The sequence below is a fragment of the Aquimarina ulvae genome, assembly GCF_053613295.3.
Map to the genome: position 1 here is coordinate 223,316 of NZ_JBSIBP030000005.1, position 18,004 is coordinate 241,319.

General features: G+C 33.5%; 11 protein-coding genes. 7 read left to right on the top strand and 4 right to left on the bottom strand.

All coding sequences use genetic code 11. The features are described from left to right. Positions 1-167: 167 nt before the first annotated feature. A complete protein-coding gene (locus ACWGOQ_RS13015; RefSeq protein ID WP_452058585.1) occupies positions 168-2,336 on the bottom strand; it encodes an amino acid ABC transporter substrate-binding protein in 2,169 nt (722 codons plus the stop codon). Positions 2,337-2,399: 63 nt separating this feature from the next. Next, positions 2,400-3,932 carry a glutamine-hydrolyzing GMP synthase gene (gene guaA, locus ACWGOQ_RS13020; protein WP_452058586.1) on the bottom strand — a complete coding sequence of 511 codons (1,533 nt, stop codon included), beginning with the start codon at positions 3,930-3,932 and terminating at the stop codon, positions 2,400-2,402. A 134-nt stretch (positions 3,933-4,066) separates the two neighbouring features. Between guaA and ACWGOQ_RS13025 the strand changes: the two genes are divergently transcribed. Beyond that, entirely contained in the window at positions 4,067-4,846 is a 780-nt protein-coding gene (locus tag ACWGOQ_RS13025) for an alpha/beta hydrolase family protein (RefSeq protein WP_452058587.1), read from the top strand. An 82-nt stretch (positions 4,847-4,928) separates the two neighbouring features. Continuing rightward, entirely contained in the window at positions 4,929-5,474 is a 546-nt protein-coding gene (locus ACWGOQ_RS13030) for a pyridoxamine 5'-phosphate oxidase family protein (protein ID WP_452058588.1), read from the top strand. On the opposite strand, the gene ACWGOQ_RS13035 is transcribed toward ACWGOQ_RS13030, so the two are convergent. Further along, on the bottom strand, positions 5,471-6,490 hold the full coding sequence (locus ACWGOQ_RS13035) for a ThuA domain-containing protein (protein WP_452058589.1): 1,020 nt from the start codon (positions 6,488-6,490) through the stop codon (positions 5,471-5,473). The genes ACWGOQ_RS13030 and ACWGOQ_RS13035 overlap by 4 nt on opposite strands. A gap of 399 nt (positions 6,491-6,889) precedes the next feature. On the opposite strand from ACWGOQ_RS13035, the gene ACWGOQ_RS13040 reads away from it, so the two are divergent. From ACWGOQ_RS13040 to ACWGOQ_RS13060, 5 genes are all read left to right on the top strand, one after another. Further along, positions 6,890-8,164 (top strand): hypothetical protein, encoded by a 1,275-nt coding sequence (locus ACWGOQ_RS13040; protein ID WP_452058590.1) that lies wholly within the window; start codon positions 6,890-6,892, stop codon positions 8,162-8,164. Positions 8,165-8,187: 23 nt separating this feature from the next. Next, positions 8,188-9,360 (top strand): hypothetical protein, encoded by a 1,173-nt coding sequence (locus ACWGOQ_RS13045; RefSeq protein ID WP_452058591.1) that lies wholly within the window; start codon positions 8,188-8,190, stop codon positions 9,358-9,360. 30 nt (positions 9,361-9,390) lie between these two features. Next, positions 9,391-10,701, top strand: a complete 1,311-nt coding sequence (locus ACWGOQ_RS13050) for a hypothetical protein (protein WP_452058592.1) — start codon at positions 9,391-9,393, stop codon at positions 10,699-10,701. Positions 10,702-10,719: 18 nt separating this feature from the next. Next, positions 10,720-14,286 carry a T9SS type A sorting domain-containing protein gene (locus tag ACWGOQ_RS13055; RefSeq protein ID WP_452058593.1) on the top strand — a complete coding sequence of 1,189 codons (3,567 nt, stop codon included), beginning with the start codon at positions 10,720-10,722 and terminating at the stop codon, positions 14,284-14,286. Between the two features lie 196 nt (positions 14,287-14,482). Further along, entirely contained in the window at positions 14,483-16,333 is a 1,851-nt protein-coding gene (locus ACWGOQ_RS13060) for a tetratricopeptide repeat protein (protein WP_452058594.1), read from the top strand. Between the two features lie 13 nt (positions 16,334-16,346). Here ACWGOQ_RS13060 and bshC read toward each other — a convergent pair whose 3' ends face one another. After that, positions 16,347-17,945, bottom strand: coding sequence for a bacillithiol biosynthesis cysteine-adding enzyme BshC (bshC, locus tag ACWGOQ_RS13065; protein WP_452058595.1), 1,599 nt, complete (start codon positions 17,943-17,945; stop codon positions 16,347-16,349). Between the last annotated feature and the right edge of the window lie 59 nt (positions 17,946-18,004).

The window sequence follows — 18,004 nt, forward strand, 5'->3', positions numbered from 1 at the left end:
AGACTGTATATCAATTTTCATTCCACTACTTTAAAATATTCATAAATCGTGCTCAAAGTTGTTGTTATTTTGCTTTTTACATTTGTAAATAAATTGATTTCAGCATCTAAAAATAAAAAAAATGATTTTAAAATCAGCTGTAAATATGATTATTGACAAAATAAATTTTATTCTATCACTGTAAGTTTCAGGTCATCATCAAATTTAATAATGTATGACGCTTTGTTATAGTAGCCGCCAAGCAGCTTTTTGGCATAGTTAAATTTATTTTCTACATATTCGGTTGTTCCTTCAAATGTTGCTGCGTGATATAAATCATCGGCCGCTCCTAATCGCATTAAAACATCATATGTAATATCGAAGCCTCTCACCGTATATTTACTAGGAATTGTGCCGTATTCCTTTTTATATTTTTCTACAAAAGGAGTCATGCTATTCTCATCATAATTATCAAATTCTTTATCTATTGATGGATAGTGTAAATGCAATTTCGACAAATACTCATTTTTAATACTGTCATCTCCGAACGCATCATTTTTGTCAGTTGTATACAAAGTAACTTTGTGACTTTCTACCTTTGCATTTAATAATGTAGTGACATTACTAATCATGGCTACATCATCAGACTCCAGAAAAACCCAATTTGGTTTATTTTTGTTCAAAACCTTATTAAGGTGTACTTCATATAAATAATTACCTTCTTCTATTTTCGCTATTTTAGCGTCTGGGAATTTTGTAACTAACTTATTCTTTATTTCTTCATATTTCTTTTTTCCCTGTTGTATAATTATCACGATATTTTTCTCAGTAGAATCCTTCTCTACATATGCTATCAATTTATCCTGAAGCATAATATCCGTTGGTCTTGTTTGAAAGAAATTACTGTACAATTTGGATTCTCTATTAGAAATAGGAGAAAAAACTGGTGTTTCATATTTTTTCAGTTCTGCCGCGACAGTTTCTACATTTGCCTGATACAATGGCCCAATAACAGCATCCATTTCATCAAAAGTATTTTGATTAATTAACTTTTTGATATAAGTGCTATTATTATTTCTTTGGGTATCATAAACATTTAGATCAATACTAAGCCCTTTGTTTTTAGCAGCATCTACTGCCATTTCTACACCCTTATAAAAGTCCAAAGCCACACGTGTTCCTCGCGCTCTTCTACTTTTCAAAAACTCCTCAGTATCTTTTCTAGCATTCATATCTAATGTATCCAATCCAAAAGGAAGCATGATAGCTAACTTCTTAGTTTTAAAATTAGACAACATATTTTCTAATTTCAGAGCTTTACCCTCTGGGAAATCAATTGCTAACGAATCCTTTTCTCCCCGCTTAGGAAGTGTAATGACCATCCCTGCTTTCAGACCTTCTCTAAGATAGGGATTCATACCAAACAAAGAATCAGATGTAATCTCAGTTCTTTTAAGAATGCTGTAAATGGTTTCTTTTGGTTGCACTTCGTACAATTCGAATTCAGGTTCAATGACTTCTTCCAGTGGCATAAAAATAGTAGTTGGAACTATGATTTCCATACCAATAGGAAAGTTAGGATCCATATCAGGGTTAAGCTGATTTAACTCTCCAACCGTTATACCGTGTCTTCTGGAAATACTATACCTTGTATCTTTTGGTTTTACAATATACTTTATTGTAGTAGAGACTCTACTACTTAATGTATCTTTTAGAACTTCTGTTGTTTCGACCTCTGCTTTAGCATATATAGGAATTCTAATTTTATCCCGTTTTCTGATTTGTTCTGAGTATAATCTCTTGTTGTGCTTTTTAATATCATCAACCGTAACATCATACTTTTGCGCGATACCATATAAAGTTTCCTTTCTGCGAACTTTATGCGTTTTAAATCGAATAATTTGTCGAATCTCTTCTAGAGGTTTAATGCTGTCCAAAATAGGGTCGCTTACGTTTTCTATTGTAATATCCGTTGCTTCTGATTCTTCTGTAGCTAGTTTACCAACGCGTAAAATCTGTCCTAGATTGATACCATTAACCGCATCTGGGTTTAAGTTATAAATCGCCTCTGGAGTCGTATTATACTTCTTAGATAAACTATAAACTGTATCATCTTCTACAACAACATGAACTTGATATTCCTTATCATCGGTTACTGGAATTGCTAGAATCTGCCCTTCTTTTATCCCCTCTTTTGCTTTAGGGTTTATTTTATAAATTGCTTCTGGAGTTGTATTATATCTTTTTGCAATTCTATATACATTTTCTCCTTGAACGACTTTGTGACTTTTATACTGCTGCGCAAAACCTGAGTTAATTGCAAAAAACACAAAAAAGAAGAACAATACTTTTTTCATTCGATTTATTTTTAATGAATCTAGATTCTTTAAGGAACTAAAAGCGTTATGATATTACTACAATTATTCCCATTCTATGGTTGCCGGTGGCTTTGAGCTAATATCATACACTACTCTATTAACGCCTTTTACCTTATTTATTATTTCATTAGAAGTTTTTTGTAAAAACTCATAAGGCAGATTTACCCAATCTGCGGTCATTCCATCTGTACTCTCCACAGCTCTCAAAGCTACACATTTTTCGTACGTTCTTTCATCTCCCATAACTCCGACGCTCTGCACTGGCAATAAAATAGCTCCTGCTTGCCATACTTTATCATAAAGGCCATTATCTTTTAGACCATTAATAAAGATAGCATCTACTTCCTGCAAAATACTAACTTTTTCTGGAGTAATATCTCCTAAAATTCGTATTGCCAAACCAGGCCCAGGAAAAGGGTGTCTTCCTAACAATTCTGGATTGATCCCCATAGATCCTCCGACCCGTCTTACTTCATCTTTAAATAACAACTTTAAAGGCTCTACAACCTTTAATTTCATAAAATCAGGTAATCCACCTACATTATGATGCGATTTTATCGTAGCTGATGGACCACCATTGACAGAAACTGATTCGATTACGTCCGGATAGATAGTTCCTTGTGCTAACCATTTGGTATTTTCAATTTGATGAGCTTCGTCGTCAAATACTTCTATAAACACTCTACCGATTATTTTTCGTTTTCCCTCTGGATCACTTTCCCCTGCCAGAGCGTCCAAAAAGCGTGCCGAAGCATCGACTCCCTTTACATTTAGCCCCATTCCTTCGTATTGAAGCAGTACCGAGGAGAATTCATTCTTGCGAAGTAATCCGTTATTTACAAAAATACAATGAAGATTATCACCGATTGCTTTATTGAGCAATACTGCTGCAACCGTCGAATCCACACCACCGCTTAATCCAAGTACCACTTTATCATTTCCTAATTTTTCTTTTAACTCCGCTACTGTAGTATCCACAAAAGAACTTGGAGTCCAGTCAGGTTGAATCCCTGCAATATTAATTAAAAAATTATTTAATAATTGTTTACCATCTGTGGTATGGTAGACTTCTGGATGAAACTGAATTGCATATGTTTCTTCATTTTCGATCTTATATGCTGCATTTTTAACATCGCTGGTACTGGCCAACAGCCTCCCACCTTTAGGTAATGATTTTATTGTATCACTATGACTCATCCAAACTTGAGAACCTACTGATATCTCTTTAAAAAACTGTTCATCTGATTTTATAAACGATAAATTTGCCCTTCCGTACTCCCGTGTAATAGATGGTGCTACCTCACCCCCACTAAAATGTGCCAAATATTGAGCTCCATAACAAACAGCTAGTAGCGGCTTTTTACCTCTAATCTCAGAAAGATCGGGATGTGGAGCATCTTCACCTCTTACAGAGAACGGAGATCCTGATAGTATTACTGCCTTAAAATCTGATAAATTACCAGGTAATTTATTGAAAGGATGGATTTCACAATAAATATTAATTTCTCTTACTCTTCTCGCAATTAGCTGAGTATATTGTGATCCAAAATCTAAAATGAGTACGTTATTTTGCATAGGCAAAAATAAAATTAAATTGCAACCTCTGAAATCCTTAAGGGTATAATTTTCAACATCGTTCATTATTTTATAAACACCACGTCAATTCCCCTAAAAGATAGCAACTTACTTAGTACATTTATAGAAAAACTATGAAATCATCATTCTTAAGCTATTTACCCTATTTTTGTGTAGTATTTATTATAATTTCCTGTAAAAGCGGGTTAGACACCAGAGGAACCAGTAATTACGTAAGTAGTATTAATGAAACATCATTTAAGGAAATCCCTATAACACCAGGTAATATAATTGGTAAGATAAACGTTAACGATAAAGAATCTGAATGGAAATATGATCTAACCATTCCTGAAATTAAAAAAGGTGAAAGCGTTCCGTTATTTATTGTTTTGCACGGGGGTATTGGAAGTAAGAACTATACTAAATTTAGTAATTGTCTTGTAGTTCCCGCACTAAAAGAAGCTGGAGGGTTTATATTCAGCCCTTCGGGAGCTTGGAGAACTTGGACATTAGATTATCTCGAAAAAAGAATTTTAGATTTTATTGACCTGGCAAAAAAACATTGGCCAATTGACCCTAATAAAATTATTCTAGTAGGATATAGTAATGGTGCTATCGCCGGATGGCAGTATGCTAAAGATTACTCAAGCGTTTTTTCGGGAATGGTTCTTATGGGATCTAATTGCAAAGTGAAAGAACAATTAAATATTCCAATTTATGTAATACAAGGAACAGAAGATAAATTTTTTCCGATAAGAAAAGTAAGAAAACGAATAGCAGAAGCTAAAGCGTTAGGCTGCAACATCACTTTTGTAGAAGCTGTAGGAAAAACTCATTTGAAAGCCTGTGAATATCAGGAAATATTAAAAACAAGTATTCCTTGGATGGAAAAAGAAGTATGGAATGCAAAGTAAGTAAAAGAGGACTGTTATATAATTTTGAGGTTGGTCGATAAATTGATTAACTTTAAAAAACCTTTAAAAAACCTTACCATCCATGACCGATATTATATTTTCTTCTATAGTAGTTGACTTTAAAAAAGCTTTAGAAACCAAAACACACCCGTTCAGATATTTTACCTTGGCAACATCTGATTTTAATAATATCCCCAGACTAAGGACTGTGGTTCTCAGAGATGTTGATGACGATTTAAATATGATAGTCTATACTGACGAAAGATCAAAAAAAATTGCAAATATCCAGGCAAACAACCGGGTAAGTCTTTTGTTTTATGACCAAAAACGGTTGTTACAAATTACCGTTAAAGCTAAGGTAGAGATAATAGCAGATGAAAAAACAATACATCAACTATGGAAGCAAATCCCAGAAAAAGCTAAAAAAGATTACACTACAGAGTTTGCTCCTGGTAGAGAAATCCAAAATCCCGAAGAAGTTGATTATCTAGAAGGAAAACATTTTTTCTGCGCTATAAAGATAATTCCTGCCAGAATAGAATATTTACGATTAAAAAGACCTAATCATATCAGAGTAGTATTTAAAAAAGAAAATAGGAATTGGAAAGGAACTTATATTGTTCCTTAATCCTTTTTTATCAGTTTGAAATTACTTTTTTGATTTCCAGATACGATGCTACCAATATACAATCCATTAGACAAATCTTTTATATTAATATCTAGTGAAGAAACCTCTGAAGGAATTTCTCCTTTGTAAACTAACTGTCCATTTATGTCATAAATCATCATTGACTTTCGTTTTACAACATCTGTAGTAGTAAATCTAAATACATTGTGTACCGGATTAGGAGTAATCTGAAAAGGTATTTGTGTTTCAGGACCACCAATACTCAATGTATTACCAATAACATATTTGATCCCTTCTTCTACATGTTTTATAAAATCCGCATCGTTTGTGTAATCACTAGAATTATGTCCTAATGCAGTATAGAATGATCTTCCCCCACCATATTCTTTATACCAAGAAACTGGTCTGGCCTCATCATAATCATTAGAACCTGTAGATTCTACCATTAGTAAATCTATGTTACCACTAAATAATTGCCCTCCATTATTCTTCCAATAATAATATTCTTCAGATTTATTCCAGGTGTCTCCAATATCGCCTAAAAAATCTACTGAAGGATGTGAATTTACCACAGTCATATCAGCGTTAAAATTATTACTGGTATGATACGGTTCAGATTGCACAATCCCGCCCACAAGTTCATTATAAAAAGGCCAACTTCTGTCGCGATACGTATCTGTAGCCGCATGAATTCCTAAAAAACCTCCTCCTGCAGCTATAAAATCCTCAAAAGCCTGTCGCTGTGATGCATTAAGTAGATTATTACCACTAGTATTACACCAGATCACAGCACGATATTGCGCTAAATTTGATGCTGTAAAAGCAGTTGCATTATCTGTTTCATCGGTAGCCCAAAGACCATTGGTGTTTCCTAGGTTCGTAATCATCGTTACGCCTGCTCCTATGGATGAGTGCGTAAAACCATTGGTTTTGGTAAATATTAATACTTTATCCTGTGCATACAGGCCGAATAGGCTAAGAAAAAATATAGCTATTAAGAGAGTTGGTGTTTTCATTAGGTTAAGAGTTTGTTATACTATAACGCTAATTGCTTGGTTAAAATTATACATCTGCATCTCAGATATTCTAAATTATATTTTCCGCTCATTTTCCCTATAATCATTAACAACATAAGTTACTGTAATATTTTATTTAAAACAATCAAACATTCAGTCATTTTTTCACGATAACCACCTCCACTGGTTCAAACACCAAGTTTACAGTATAGATATCCAAGAAAACAATGCAATGATTATATAAATTTAGTGGCATATATTTTCTCTTTAAATATTCCCGAAACAGCCATACACATGTATTTAAATTTTTGTCCCGCTTTTGTCCCTATCCTTTTTTTTGGTTTGAAAGTAAAGGATGATAGGTTTGATGAAACAGCAAAAATCCATAACACAGAAATCATGAAAAAAAACCTATCTCTTGACAATCAAACGTATTCGGTAACCAGAATCTTCATAATTGTATTCGTATTGCTCTGCTCGTTTTTAGTAAAAGCTCAACACAGTAATAATTCTACTCTTCCAAGTACGGATAGAACTGGATCTAAGAGAGCAAGAGTCCTCGCCTTTAATGACGACGAATCCAGTAGTAAAAATGAAAACTTCTTTGTTTCCTTTGGAAAAAAAAATAATTGGTGGAAAAATGTAAAACTCGAAGTACAACGAGAAGGAGGTGTAAGTACTCGCTCGGGAATGTTTATGGACTGGGGTCACCTTTATCTTGTAGCAGACTGGGACAATAATGAATCTAATGAAGATATTATTTTTGGTTTTGATGGAAATACCCGGTCTTCAATCAAAGAAAAAATGCGCTTGACTGATGAAGGGCGATTAGGGATCGGAACATCCAGTCCGTCTTCAAAATTGCATATTAAAAATGGTGATTTTAGAATGGAAGGAGGAAGTCTTATGTATCTGCAAGGAGCAGAATTCAGAATGCGTAATAATAAGATTAGAAATCTTGGAACTATGACCTTTGAAGCAGATTTGGACAACGACTCTAACGATAAAAAATATCATTTCTTAGGAGCCAATAATCAGGTTTTTATCGAATTCAATACGAATACTTCAAAAAATACAATCGATGGTGAAACCACTTTTAAAAAAACTGTTACTATTAATGGAGAAATAAACTCTTTGGACACATTCAATGTAGAAGGTTCCCTTAATTTTACAAATTCAAATATTGTACAAAATGTAGTAATAAACAAGGGGATAGACATCCGCTTATCAAATATTCCTGATTCTCATTTTTCTATTCAAAATGCATTTGGTACAGACGCCTTTTATGTAGATACAAACGGCAAAATAGCAATTGGCTCTTTATCTAACCAATCCCTAACAGAACAATTACATGTAGATGGTAGAGTAAAAGCAGGTGGATTTATTGCTGATGCATCCTCTTTTCCTGATTACGTTTTCGCAAAGAATCATAAATTAATGCCTCTTGGTGAAGTGAAAGAATACATAGCAAACCATCATAGCCTACCTGGTATGCCTACCGAAAAAGAGGTTGTTGCTAATGGGTTAGACCTTAAAAAAGTGACTACGATATCTGTTGAAAAAATAGAGGAATTATATCTATATACCATCAAGCAACAGGAGTTAATCCAAGCGCAACAAAATCTTATTAAAAAACTCGAACAACGCATTTTGAAATTAGAGAATTTAAAATAAACCAACCATATACTTAGAAACTAATGAAAAAATTAAAACATTTGAACACATTCCATTTCCTATTACTATTTCTTGGAATCTCATTTTCCTCTCTCGCTCAGAATTTTGGGGGCACTACTGGTCATCATCATGACACTTATGTAATTAACTCGGATAGATCCAACCATAAAAGTGAGTTTAGAATGCAGAATAAGGATAAATCTTTTACGCTTTCTAATTTATCAAATCGCATGACATTATCTTATGCTTCAAGTTATACGGGATGGCAAAACTCAGGTACAGAGATTTTTTCAGTTAATACAAATGGGAGTACAACTATGAGTAACGCTTTTGTAGGAGATATTGGTCATGGCAGGTCTTGGGCAGGATTTGCTCATAAATCACAAAAAGGTAAGTACAGCTATAGTTTGTTAACAAATGATACAGGAAAGCATACTCTTATCAATAAACGAAATACGGGCAATGGATGGATTGGCTTTAGAGTTGGAAACGTAGATAAAATGATCCTTACTAATGATGGAAGTTTAGGTATAGGCACTACTTCTCCACAACAAAAACTTCATGTAAATGGAAATGCTATAATTACAGGAAACACAACAATAACCGGAACTACCAGTTTTGATGATATTGTAACCCTTACCAAAGGGATGAACATTAGAGGGGATATTACATCCTATGATACTTTTACTATAAAAGGTACTCTCAGTTTTGCAAATACTGATATATCCCAACAAATCGATATCAGCAAAGGACTAGACCTACGATTGACCAATATTCCTGATTCTCATTTTTCTGTACAAAACGCTTTTGGAGCTAATGCCTTATTTATAGACACAGATGGTAAAATTGCAATTGGTAGCCCTAGCAACATTGAACTTACAGAACAACTACACGTAAGTGGCAGCGTAAAAGCAAGTGGATTCATAGCCGATGCATCCTCTTTTCCTGACTATGTTTTTGCTGATGATTATAAATTAATGTCACTAGACAAGGTGAAAGCATATACGAAGAAGCATCATAGTCTACCAGGCATGCCTACCGAAAAAGAGGTTGTTGCTAATGGCTTGGATCTTAAAAAAGTGACTACGATCTCTGTTGAAAAAATTGAAGAACTCTACCTACACTTAATCACACAGGATCAAACGATCAAAAAGTTAGAAAAGCGCATTCTACAACTCGAAAAGTCAAAAAATTGACTTATAAAATCATTTTAAATTCACAAAATCATGAAAAATATTACCAGATTAAAAATAGCTAAAATAGAAATTTTCTCCTTTTTTCTGCTTCTTTTACTATTTACAAACTTTAAAATTATAGCTCAATATAGTAATAACTTTACCAGACCAGCAATAGACCGAACGAGCTCTAACAAAGCACGAGTGATATTCTTTAATGATGACCAAAGTAACCATGAAAACGAAAACTTGTATGTATCCTATGGAAAAAAAAGTGACTGGTGGAAAAACATAAAATTAGAGGTACAGAAGGAAGGTATGGTAGGTACTCGATCCGGAATGTTTGCTGACTGGGGTAATTTATACTTAGTTGGTGATTGGGACAACAACAGCACTAATGAAGATATTGTTTTTGGGTTTAATAGTAATTTAAGAAGTAGTATAAATGAAAAAATGCGACTTACTGATGAAGGTCTTTTAGGTTTAGGAACTAATGCTCCTAAAGGAATGCTTCATGTTACAGGAGATACCTATTCAAAAGGTCATGTATACTTATATGCTTATCAAGGAGATGGAAAATCCGGTACAGCATTCATACAGGCTCGTGATAAATCGTATAGTTCTAATATAGGTCTTCAACTTCGTACCCAAAATGGTGGTGATATTGTTGACGCTCTAAAGATAATGCCTAATGGAAACGTTGGCATCGGCACCACAGAACCTCAACAGAAATTTCAGGTTGAGGGTAATTCATTGTTCAATGGAAAAACTACAATTAATAACGATCTTGGTATAAAAGGAAATACATCCGTCAATGGAGACCTTACACTTACTAATGTAGATCAGTCTCAAAATCTTATAGTCAATAAAGGTTTGAATATACGGTTAACAAACATCCCGGATTCACACTTTTCAATTCAAAATGCATTTGGCGCTGATGCCCTATATATCGACACCAAAGGTAATATAGCCATCGGTTCAGTAACTAATGAGCTAACAGAGCAATTACAGGTAGCTGGTAGGATAAAAGCTAGTGGATTTGTTGCAGATGCTTCTTCTTTCCCTGACTATGTGTTTTCTGAAGAATATGAGCTAATACCATTAGAAGACGTGAAAGCATACACCAACAAACATCAAAGTTTACCTGGTATGCCTACTGAAAAAGAAGTTATTAGTAATGGATTAGATATTAAGCAAGTAACAATAATAGCTGTCGAAAAAATCGAAGAACTGTATTTACATACTATCAAACAGGAAGAATTAATCAAAAAACAACAGGATGAAAATAATACTATGAAAAGAATCATCCTTGAACTGCAACAAAGAATAACTTTATTAGAAGAACACATACAGAAAAAATAATCATCAAACAAAATTCTTATGAAAACAATAGTCAATAAACATATATTTTACGGAGTATTTCTCACTTGTTTGGGCCTACTCTGTATGACATCGCAAGCTCAGGAAAGTGTAAGCTCCAAAGTACCACAAACATTAGATTTTAGATTTGCTTCATTAAAAACACCCGATCTCATAGGAAATCAGACTGTAAGAGCATTAATTACTATTTCCCCAGATAATAGAGAAAATGAATTACTTTCTTATACAGATAGTATTCCTGTATTTGAACCAAAACCTACTTTATTTTTCCTTAAAAAAAGCCAGCTATGGTGGTTAGTACAAGACTACACTTTAAATGCATTTGCATTGGTTAGTGTTATCGATGGTACCAAGTGGTTATATATAGCATCCAATGACAACAATAACTTCTCTTTGGAAATTAACACAAATAATCAAATGGAAAATGATTATATAGATGATAATTATTTCTTTGAATTTGTGATGCCGTATGAAACCACAGAAGACAAACATTATATCATACAAAGTATTGCTGCAGACAATCAATATTGGAAGGCAGAAAACAACCAATTAGCTTTAAAAGGACTAGCGCTAGATGAAACAATTCCTTTTACATTTAACTTTAAAACATTCAGATCATTTGAAGATAGGTTTATTTCAACACCTACTTATAGTTCAGCATTTCATACAACCGAAACTTTAGAATCTGGAAGTACTGGAAGTGAATATACTCGCATAACTACCAAGGAAGAAGTCGCACCTATAAATGATAATACCGCAATCATTGGGTCAGGAAATATTACCACATTAAAAAGAGGAGGAAGCAAAGATATGTTTCAAGTGGTTTTTGAAAAAGATGCTATTGCCAAAATTGGATTGTTAGATTATAATGTTAGTAAATACACTAAAGAAGCACTACAATCTCCGGGATCACGAAAATTATTTACTGGCATCGAAATGAACGATGATGGAGAGATATATCTTTTTAACAAAGGAATTGAAAAATATACAGAATTTGTATCAGACACCCCTATCGTCTTTGGATATGATAACGGAACATTCGTAGCGAAACAAGCTGATAAAACATATACACTTACTGGTGTGTCAACCCCCATATTACTTAATAGGGATAATGGCAATTATTCAAGATTAATTACCATATCCAGAAAAGGAAGTGTACAACTATCCTACAAGCCACAGGCAATAATTATTAGTGGGGAAGATTTTGGTACACTTAGCACCCCTTTGCAGCATAGTACCGACCCACAGTTTTCTTATGCACCTTCTAATAAACCTACAAACTCTTTTGACTGGCGTCAACGTATATATCCTATTGCGTTTGAAAATCAAGGAACACCTACAAGTATATTTCCTTTAAGCCCTTTTTATACATCAAGTGATCCGGATTTATATCCAATAGCATCAAAAGCTTCTGCCAGTGGGACCTATTTAGGAGGAGAAGATTTTAGTTCTATTGATGGTTGGGAAATGATACAAATGGATTTTGGGTATGATGAAAATGGAAAACAAAAAGAAGACTTACGCGGCGAACCTTACATGGTTTTATACAATAGATTTACCGGTACACTTCGAGTATTTTTATACATTCACAATAGTTCTATTGCCAATAACCTGAGAGTTTCTCTGGTAGATAAAAAAACACAAACTATCAGTGGTCGATACCATCAACCAAGACTTTGGTCTAGCTATTTGCAAGGAAAAGCATTAGATAATCCAACTTTGGGATCAGAAGCTTATAGTAAATCAGTTCGTTTATTTAATACTTCTGAAAGTAAATTCTATTATGTTGACTTTGTATTTAATTATGATCCTTGTACGTGTTTTTTTGAATCTAATTTACAGATCAAAGTAGATAAAGTAACACAAGGATCCATGGAGATTGTAGGTAAAACATTAGGAGGTAGTATACCTGCCGGAGCAGATGGTTATGATGAGTGGATGGCTAATTCCGATTCATATCTTACCGGTGTTATGGACACCCCGTATGGAGAACAGTCCCAAACTTTGGGCGATATTAGTTTAAAAAGTTTAAACGAATGGGATAACACACCTTGGAGCAATGAAACAGATTTAGTAATTCCTGGCAGAAAAGTGCCTGATTGGGAACGTGAAGCATTACGATTACAATACCAAGGTACTGCAGCTATGGCTGCCGGTGACTTTTTATCTGCTGCCGGAAAAGTAGTTAAAGCTTTTTCTGAGGCTGGTGATTCAGGTATTATAAATTTTGGGGCTGGAGGAAAAGCAATTGGAGAAGGTATGGATGCTGCTGGAACTGCAATGAAAGGTGGTGGTAGAGCAACAACTGCAGCTGCTGTTAAAGTACGTCTAGATAATTTAGCCGACGAGCCCGACCAAACTACCACCTTATCATTTCCTCCTCCACAACCAAGTATGGTTTTTGCAGAATTAGCAGCAAAAGGTACCTTAACAATAGAAACACCTGTTTTTGACAATGTAATAATTACCACACCAGGTTCCAAGAATGCAGAATATGCTCCTATAGAAACTGGCAACAACACTAAAGGAGCTTTTCCGTACTACAATGAACCTTTAGGAGTTTTTAATTTGGTATATACTCCTAAAATAGCAGTTACTATGGTAAAGAATCAAAACGATAAATTTGGAGCCCATATGAGTCTTAAAGAAAAACCTTATGTGACTACTAATATGGATAACGTACAAGGTACTGAATTTGGTTTTTTCTCGGCTAATTATGTAATTACTACGTATAATTCTGCCGGATATTCTATAAATTCAAGAAGAACAAAACCATATCTAATCTCCAATGGTATTGATATCGACAAACAATTACCTACCTCCTTAGATATCACTCGTTTTATCGACCAAAACACAATCGCTCAAAATATAAAAAATAGTTCAGGTAATATAGATGAGCTACTAGGCAGATGGGTTTCTGTAACACTAGAAATAGATTATATGGGACTATCTGGTGTAGGTGAAAGTGGTAAACAAAATGGTGAAATTATAAGACAGTCCTATGATGCGATCACAGACTTTTCTTATGCTACCGTAAATGCGTTAACTCCAGATTTAAACCAGTTAGCAACAGCTAAAGCTACAACAGATTTTCCTGAATATGATGGTGCTAACAATAGTATCTGGGAAGATAACTACGTTATCACCAAAAACACGGAAAGTTTTGATAACAAAATGCTTACTTTTTGCGAACAAACTGTACCGTTTATTAATAGCTTCTACCGCGCTGCAGCACAGAATAAAAGCGAAAATGAAACAGAGGACAGAGAATCTAACAAATCCGAAGAACTCATAGCAGAACTAGAAGATGTAGGTATCGTTGCCTATCCTAATCCTAGTAAAAAAGATTTCAATATTAGTTACAAGGCATTGACAGAAGGAAAAATTGACCTTACTGTTTCTGATCTAAGTGGTCGTATACTATTATCACACACTGATGTTGCTGTAAACCGCGGAGAGCAAAAGGATGCTCAAATTAACCTACAGCAATTAAGTGGTACTTATATCTTAAATATTCAATTTGAAAATGGTGTATCATACACTACCAAGTTGATAAAAGATAATTAAATTACTTTTAGATGACCTTTCCCTTTTGCAAATAAAGCAAGGGAAAGGTTTTTTTATTTAAATTGACTTTCGAAGACTTATTCATCGTCAAACTATAGTTAGTTTAAGATTACATTACCTATTTGTTAAGCACCGTATATTTTTTTGAGTAAAACTTTATTTTTGGTTTCTCTTTTAAACCTCATACCTCAAAAAAATGAAAGCTTTTTGTATAAATAATATTCTCTATGTAATCTTATTATGCAACTTAATACTAACAGCCCAAAACAAAAAAATTACTGATAGTTTAGTAAAAGTAATCACCAATAAAAAGACATTGGATACCACAATGGTCAAAGCTTTAAATGATCTTGGTATTCAATATGCAACTTCTGATCCTAAACAAGCAAAAAAATACATCAAAAAAGCACTTAAGATTTCTCATAAGATTAATAGACCTCGTGGAATTGCAGGATCAAATAATTGTTTGGGAGTTGTTTACTATTACCAAAAAGAATATGACTCGGCATTAGTTCATTATGAAAGAGCGTTAAAAATTAACACAGAAATTGGGCATTCTTGGGGTCAAGCATCAGCATTACATCAGATGGGTACGATTTATAACTGTCTCAATCAATATCATACTGCTATTAAAAGCTTTAAAAATGCTGGAGAAATATTTAAATCCTTAAAAGATTCTGTATCATACATCAAATCCATTGAAAATATTGGAGTTTCTTTTAGCTTCATGAAATACAATGAAAAAGCTTTAAGATGTTTTATAAAAGCAAACGAATTATATGAAGAATTGTATAACCAATCTGGAATTGCACGTACATATATCAACATTAGTAATATATTAATAAAACAAGAAGAGTATAAAAAAGCACTAAAATATTTACACAAAGCATTACCTCCTATACAGGAAACTGGAAACAAAAGATACCTGAGCGTTATTCTAAAAAATATTGGAATTAGTCACAGAGGACTAGGTGACTATCCTCAAGCTTTACATCACCTACAAAAATCATTGTCACTAATAAAAGGAAATATAAAAGCAAGCGCATCTGTACAATCTTATATTGGTAGTACGTATTATGAAATGAAGCAATACGATAAAGGGTTACACTATCTAAAAAGAGCATTGAAAAATTATAGTCCAAAAGGGAATTTTATGCAAAAAGCTATAACACAAAACTCTATCGCTAAATCGTTCCTAGAAATAAATCAATTAGATTCTGCCACTTTTTATGCAGAAAAATCATTACACGCCTCCAAAACTGCAGTGGATCTCCATTCTGAAAAAGAAGCAAATCATACGCTGGCTCGTATCGCAGAACAATCCAATAATACTGTTGCTGCTTATCAATATTATAAAAATCTGGCAATCCTGAAAGATTCATTAAAGCACACAGAAAAACATGCACAAGTTAGAGAGTTACAAACAAAGTTTGAAACGAACCAAAAACAACAAAAAATCAATGAATTAGAAAAGCAAAATAAGTTAGCTAAATCTAAGAACTATTTATTAGCACTAGGATTCGGAATTGGTTTATTGATATCAGGTAGTTTTATTTTTGTTATTAAAAAGAAATTTAAATTAAGTTGTCTTGAAAAAACATTATTGAGTAAGGAGTTAGATGCCAAGAAAAAAGAACTCACTACTAATTCTCTCCATTTAGCTAAAAAGAATAGCGTTCTTGAAAACTTGAAAGAAGAAGTTGAAATGATTAAGTATTCAGAAGATCAAAACGCACAATACAATTATCAAAAAGTAGTACAAATCATAAATTTTGATTTGATGGATGATCATAACTGGGAAAACTTTAAAAAACACTTTGAAGAAATTCATAAAAATTTCTATTCAACAATAAAAAGCAAATACCCAACTGTCACTGCAAATGAATTACGCTTAATGGCTCTATTAAAAATGAATCTTTCATCAAAAGAAATTGCCAACATACTCAATATTACGCAAGAAGGAGTAAGAAAAGCTCGTTACAGGCTGAGAAAAAAGCTAAAAATAACGACAAATACCATATTATTGGATTTCATCCTAACTATCTAAAACTTTTTTCATGCTATTTTATTTGTATTATTAAAAACTCTGCTCCAAATGGATCCAGATGTTTTATCAATTCTGGAATTAGATTTTCTCCATATTGAAGATAAAACTCAGAGAAATTGGTGTTCCGTTCCTGTAAACTTTGGTTAGGAAACAGTTCGTTTTGCATAGTAGTTAAACGATTAACGTGATCACTTAATTTTATTCTTTGCGCCTTAAGCAATCTTTTTTCTAACATATCTAGCCCTTTCAACTGCTTTACTTCTTGCGCTTTCACCGCATCTGTGAAAGTTACATCGGTTTGCTCCGCCAACTCATACATTCCTTTAAATTGCTCTTTTAGGTGTTTTCGCTGAGGGTCAAAATTGATATCAATATTAGATATCTGTCGCACTTTACGATTAATCAACTCGTGCTGCTTTAAAAATAGCTCCCTATCAGAAACATTTAATTTCTTAATTTTCTCCGCTTGTTTTTCCGTTTGAATTAGTACAGAATTACGTAATAATAACATTGGAAAAGGAACATTTACAGCCTTAAAATAGTCCTTTAACTCCAACCAATATGCTAGTTCTCCTCCGCCTCCAATATAACAGAGATTGGGTAGAATTACTTCCTGATATAAAGGTCGCATTATCACATTAGGGCTAAAACGCTCAGGAAAGTCAGAGAGTTCTTTTAGTAATTCACTCTTGGACCAGATGATTTCTGTATCGTTAACAAAAAAATTACCGTCTTTTTCTATAATTCGTTCTCGTAGCCTTTCGGAAAGATAAAACAGATTGATTTCTCTTGGGTTGACTTGTACCTTATAACCAGTGGATGCTAACTTTTCTGCTTTTGGCAATACGGTATTGTAAGAAATCTGCTCCAATAATTCACGTTCCATAATAGGAACAAAAAGACTTTTTAACTCGCTATCATCCGCATCTATAATAACCAATCCTTGATCCTTAAATAATTCGTTTGCCAGAAATCTGGTAGCGTCTGCCAGTTTATGATGACCTAGATAAGCCTCCTTAAAAAGAGATTTTAATCGTGCTGCATTTCTACCTGATCCAATTTCAGAAGAAAAAATTTCAAAAACTTTATCCAAACCAGCAGTATCAAAACCTCCAACTGCTCCTCCATCGTGATGGTTCCACTGAATCTTTTTCCCTTTAAAATTAAAGTAATTGATCTCATCAAAATCATGATCCTCTGTAGCCATCCAATAAATAGGTACAAAATCATATTCTGGATATTCTTCCTTTAATTTTCTCGTGAGATTAATTGTAGAAACAATTTTATATAAAAAGTAAAGCGGACCGGTAAATAAGTTTAACTGATGACCTGTTGTAATAGTAAAAGTAGTATTCTTTGCTAACAAGTTAATATGACCCAATGTCTCTTCAGAAGTATCTATATTTTTATACTGTCTTAACAATACATCTTGTATGACCTGTCGGTTTTTTAACGGAAACGAATTTTGTTTTTCAAGAAGCTGTGCTTTAAAATTATCGAGTTTTGGAAATCTATGATAAAACTCTTTTAGCGCTGTTTTTTCGTCTAAATAATCACAGATAAAAGATGAAAAATAATTAGTTTCTCTAAACGGAATACACTCGCTGGGCATAGATTGGTGTTTTTTTTAGGTCGATAAATATACGGTAGATTGTGATTGCATTCTTTTTT

Excerpts from the sequence above, each read along its gene's own strand:
- ACWGOQ_RS13050 (WP_452058592.1), top strand. The coding sequence starts at position 9,391 with ATGAAAAATATTACCAGATTAAAAATAGCTAAAATAGAAATTTTCTCC.
- bshC (WP_452058595.1), bottom strand. The coding sequence starts at position 17,945 with ATGCCCAGCGAGTGTATTCCGTTTAGAGAAACTAATTATTTTTCATCT.
- ACWGOQ_RS13035 (WP_452058589.1), bottom strand. The coding sequence starts at position 6,490 with ATGAAAACACCAACTCTCTTAATAGCTATATTTTTTCTTAGCCTATTC.
- ACWGOQ_RS13060 (WP_452058594.1), top strand. The coding sequence starts at position 14,483 with ATGAAAGCTTTTTGTATAAATAATATTCTCTATGTAATCTTATTATGC.
- ACWGOQ_RS13055 (WP_452058593.1), top strand. The coding sequence starts at position 10,720 with ATGAAAACAATAGTCAATAAACATATATTTTACGGAGTATTTCTCACT.
- ACWGOQ_RS13045 (WP_452058591.1), top strand. The coding sequence starts at position 8,188 with ATGAAAAAATTAAAACATTTGAACACATTCCATTTCCTATTACTATTT.
- guaA (WP_452058586.1), bottom strand. The coding sequence starts at position 3,932 with ATGCAAAATAACGTACTCATTTTAGATTTTGGATCACAATATACTCAG.
- ACWGOQ_RS13015 (WP_452058585.1), bottom strand. The coding sequence starts at position 2,336 with ATGAAAAAAGTATTGTTCTTCTTTTTTGTGTTTTTTGCAATTAACTCA.
- ACWGOQ_RS13040 (WP_452058590.1), top strand. The coding sequence starts at position 6,890 with ATGAAAAAAAACCTATCTCTTGACAATCAAACGTATTCGGTAACCAGA.
- ACWGOQ_RS13030 (WP_452058588.1), top strand. The coding sequence starts at position 4,929 with ATGACCGATATTATATTTTCTTCTATAGTAGTTGACTTTAAAAAAGCT.
- ACWGOQ_RS13025 (WP_452058587.1), top strand. The coding sequence starts at position 4,067 with ATGAAATCATCATTCTTAAGCTATTTACCCTATTTTTGTGTAGTATTT.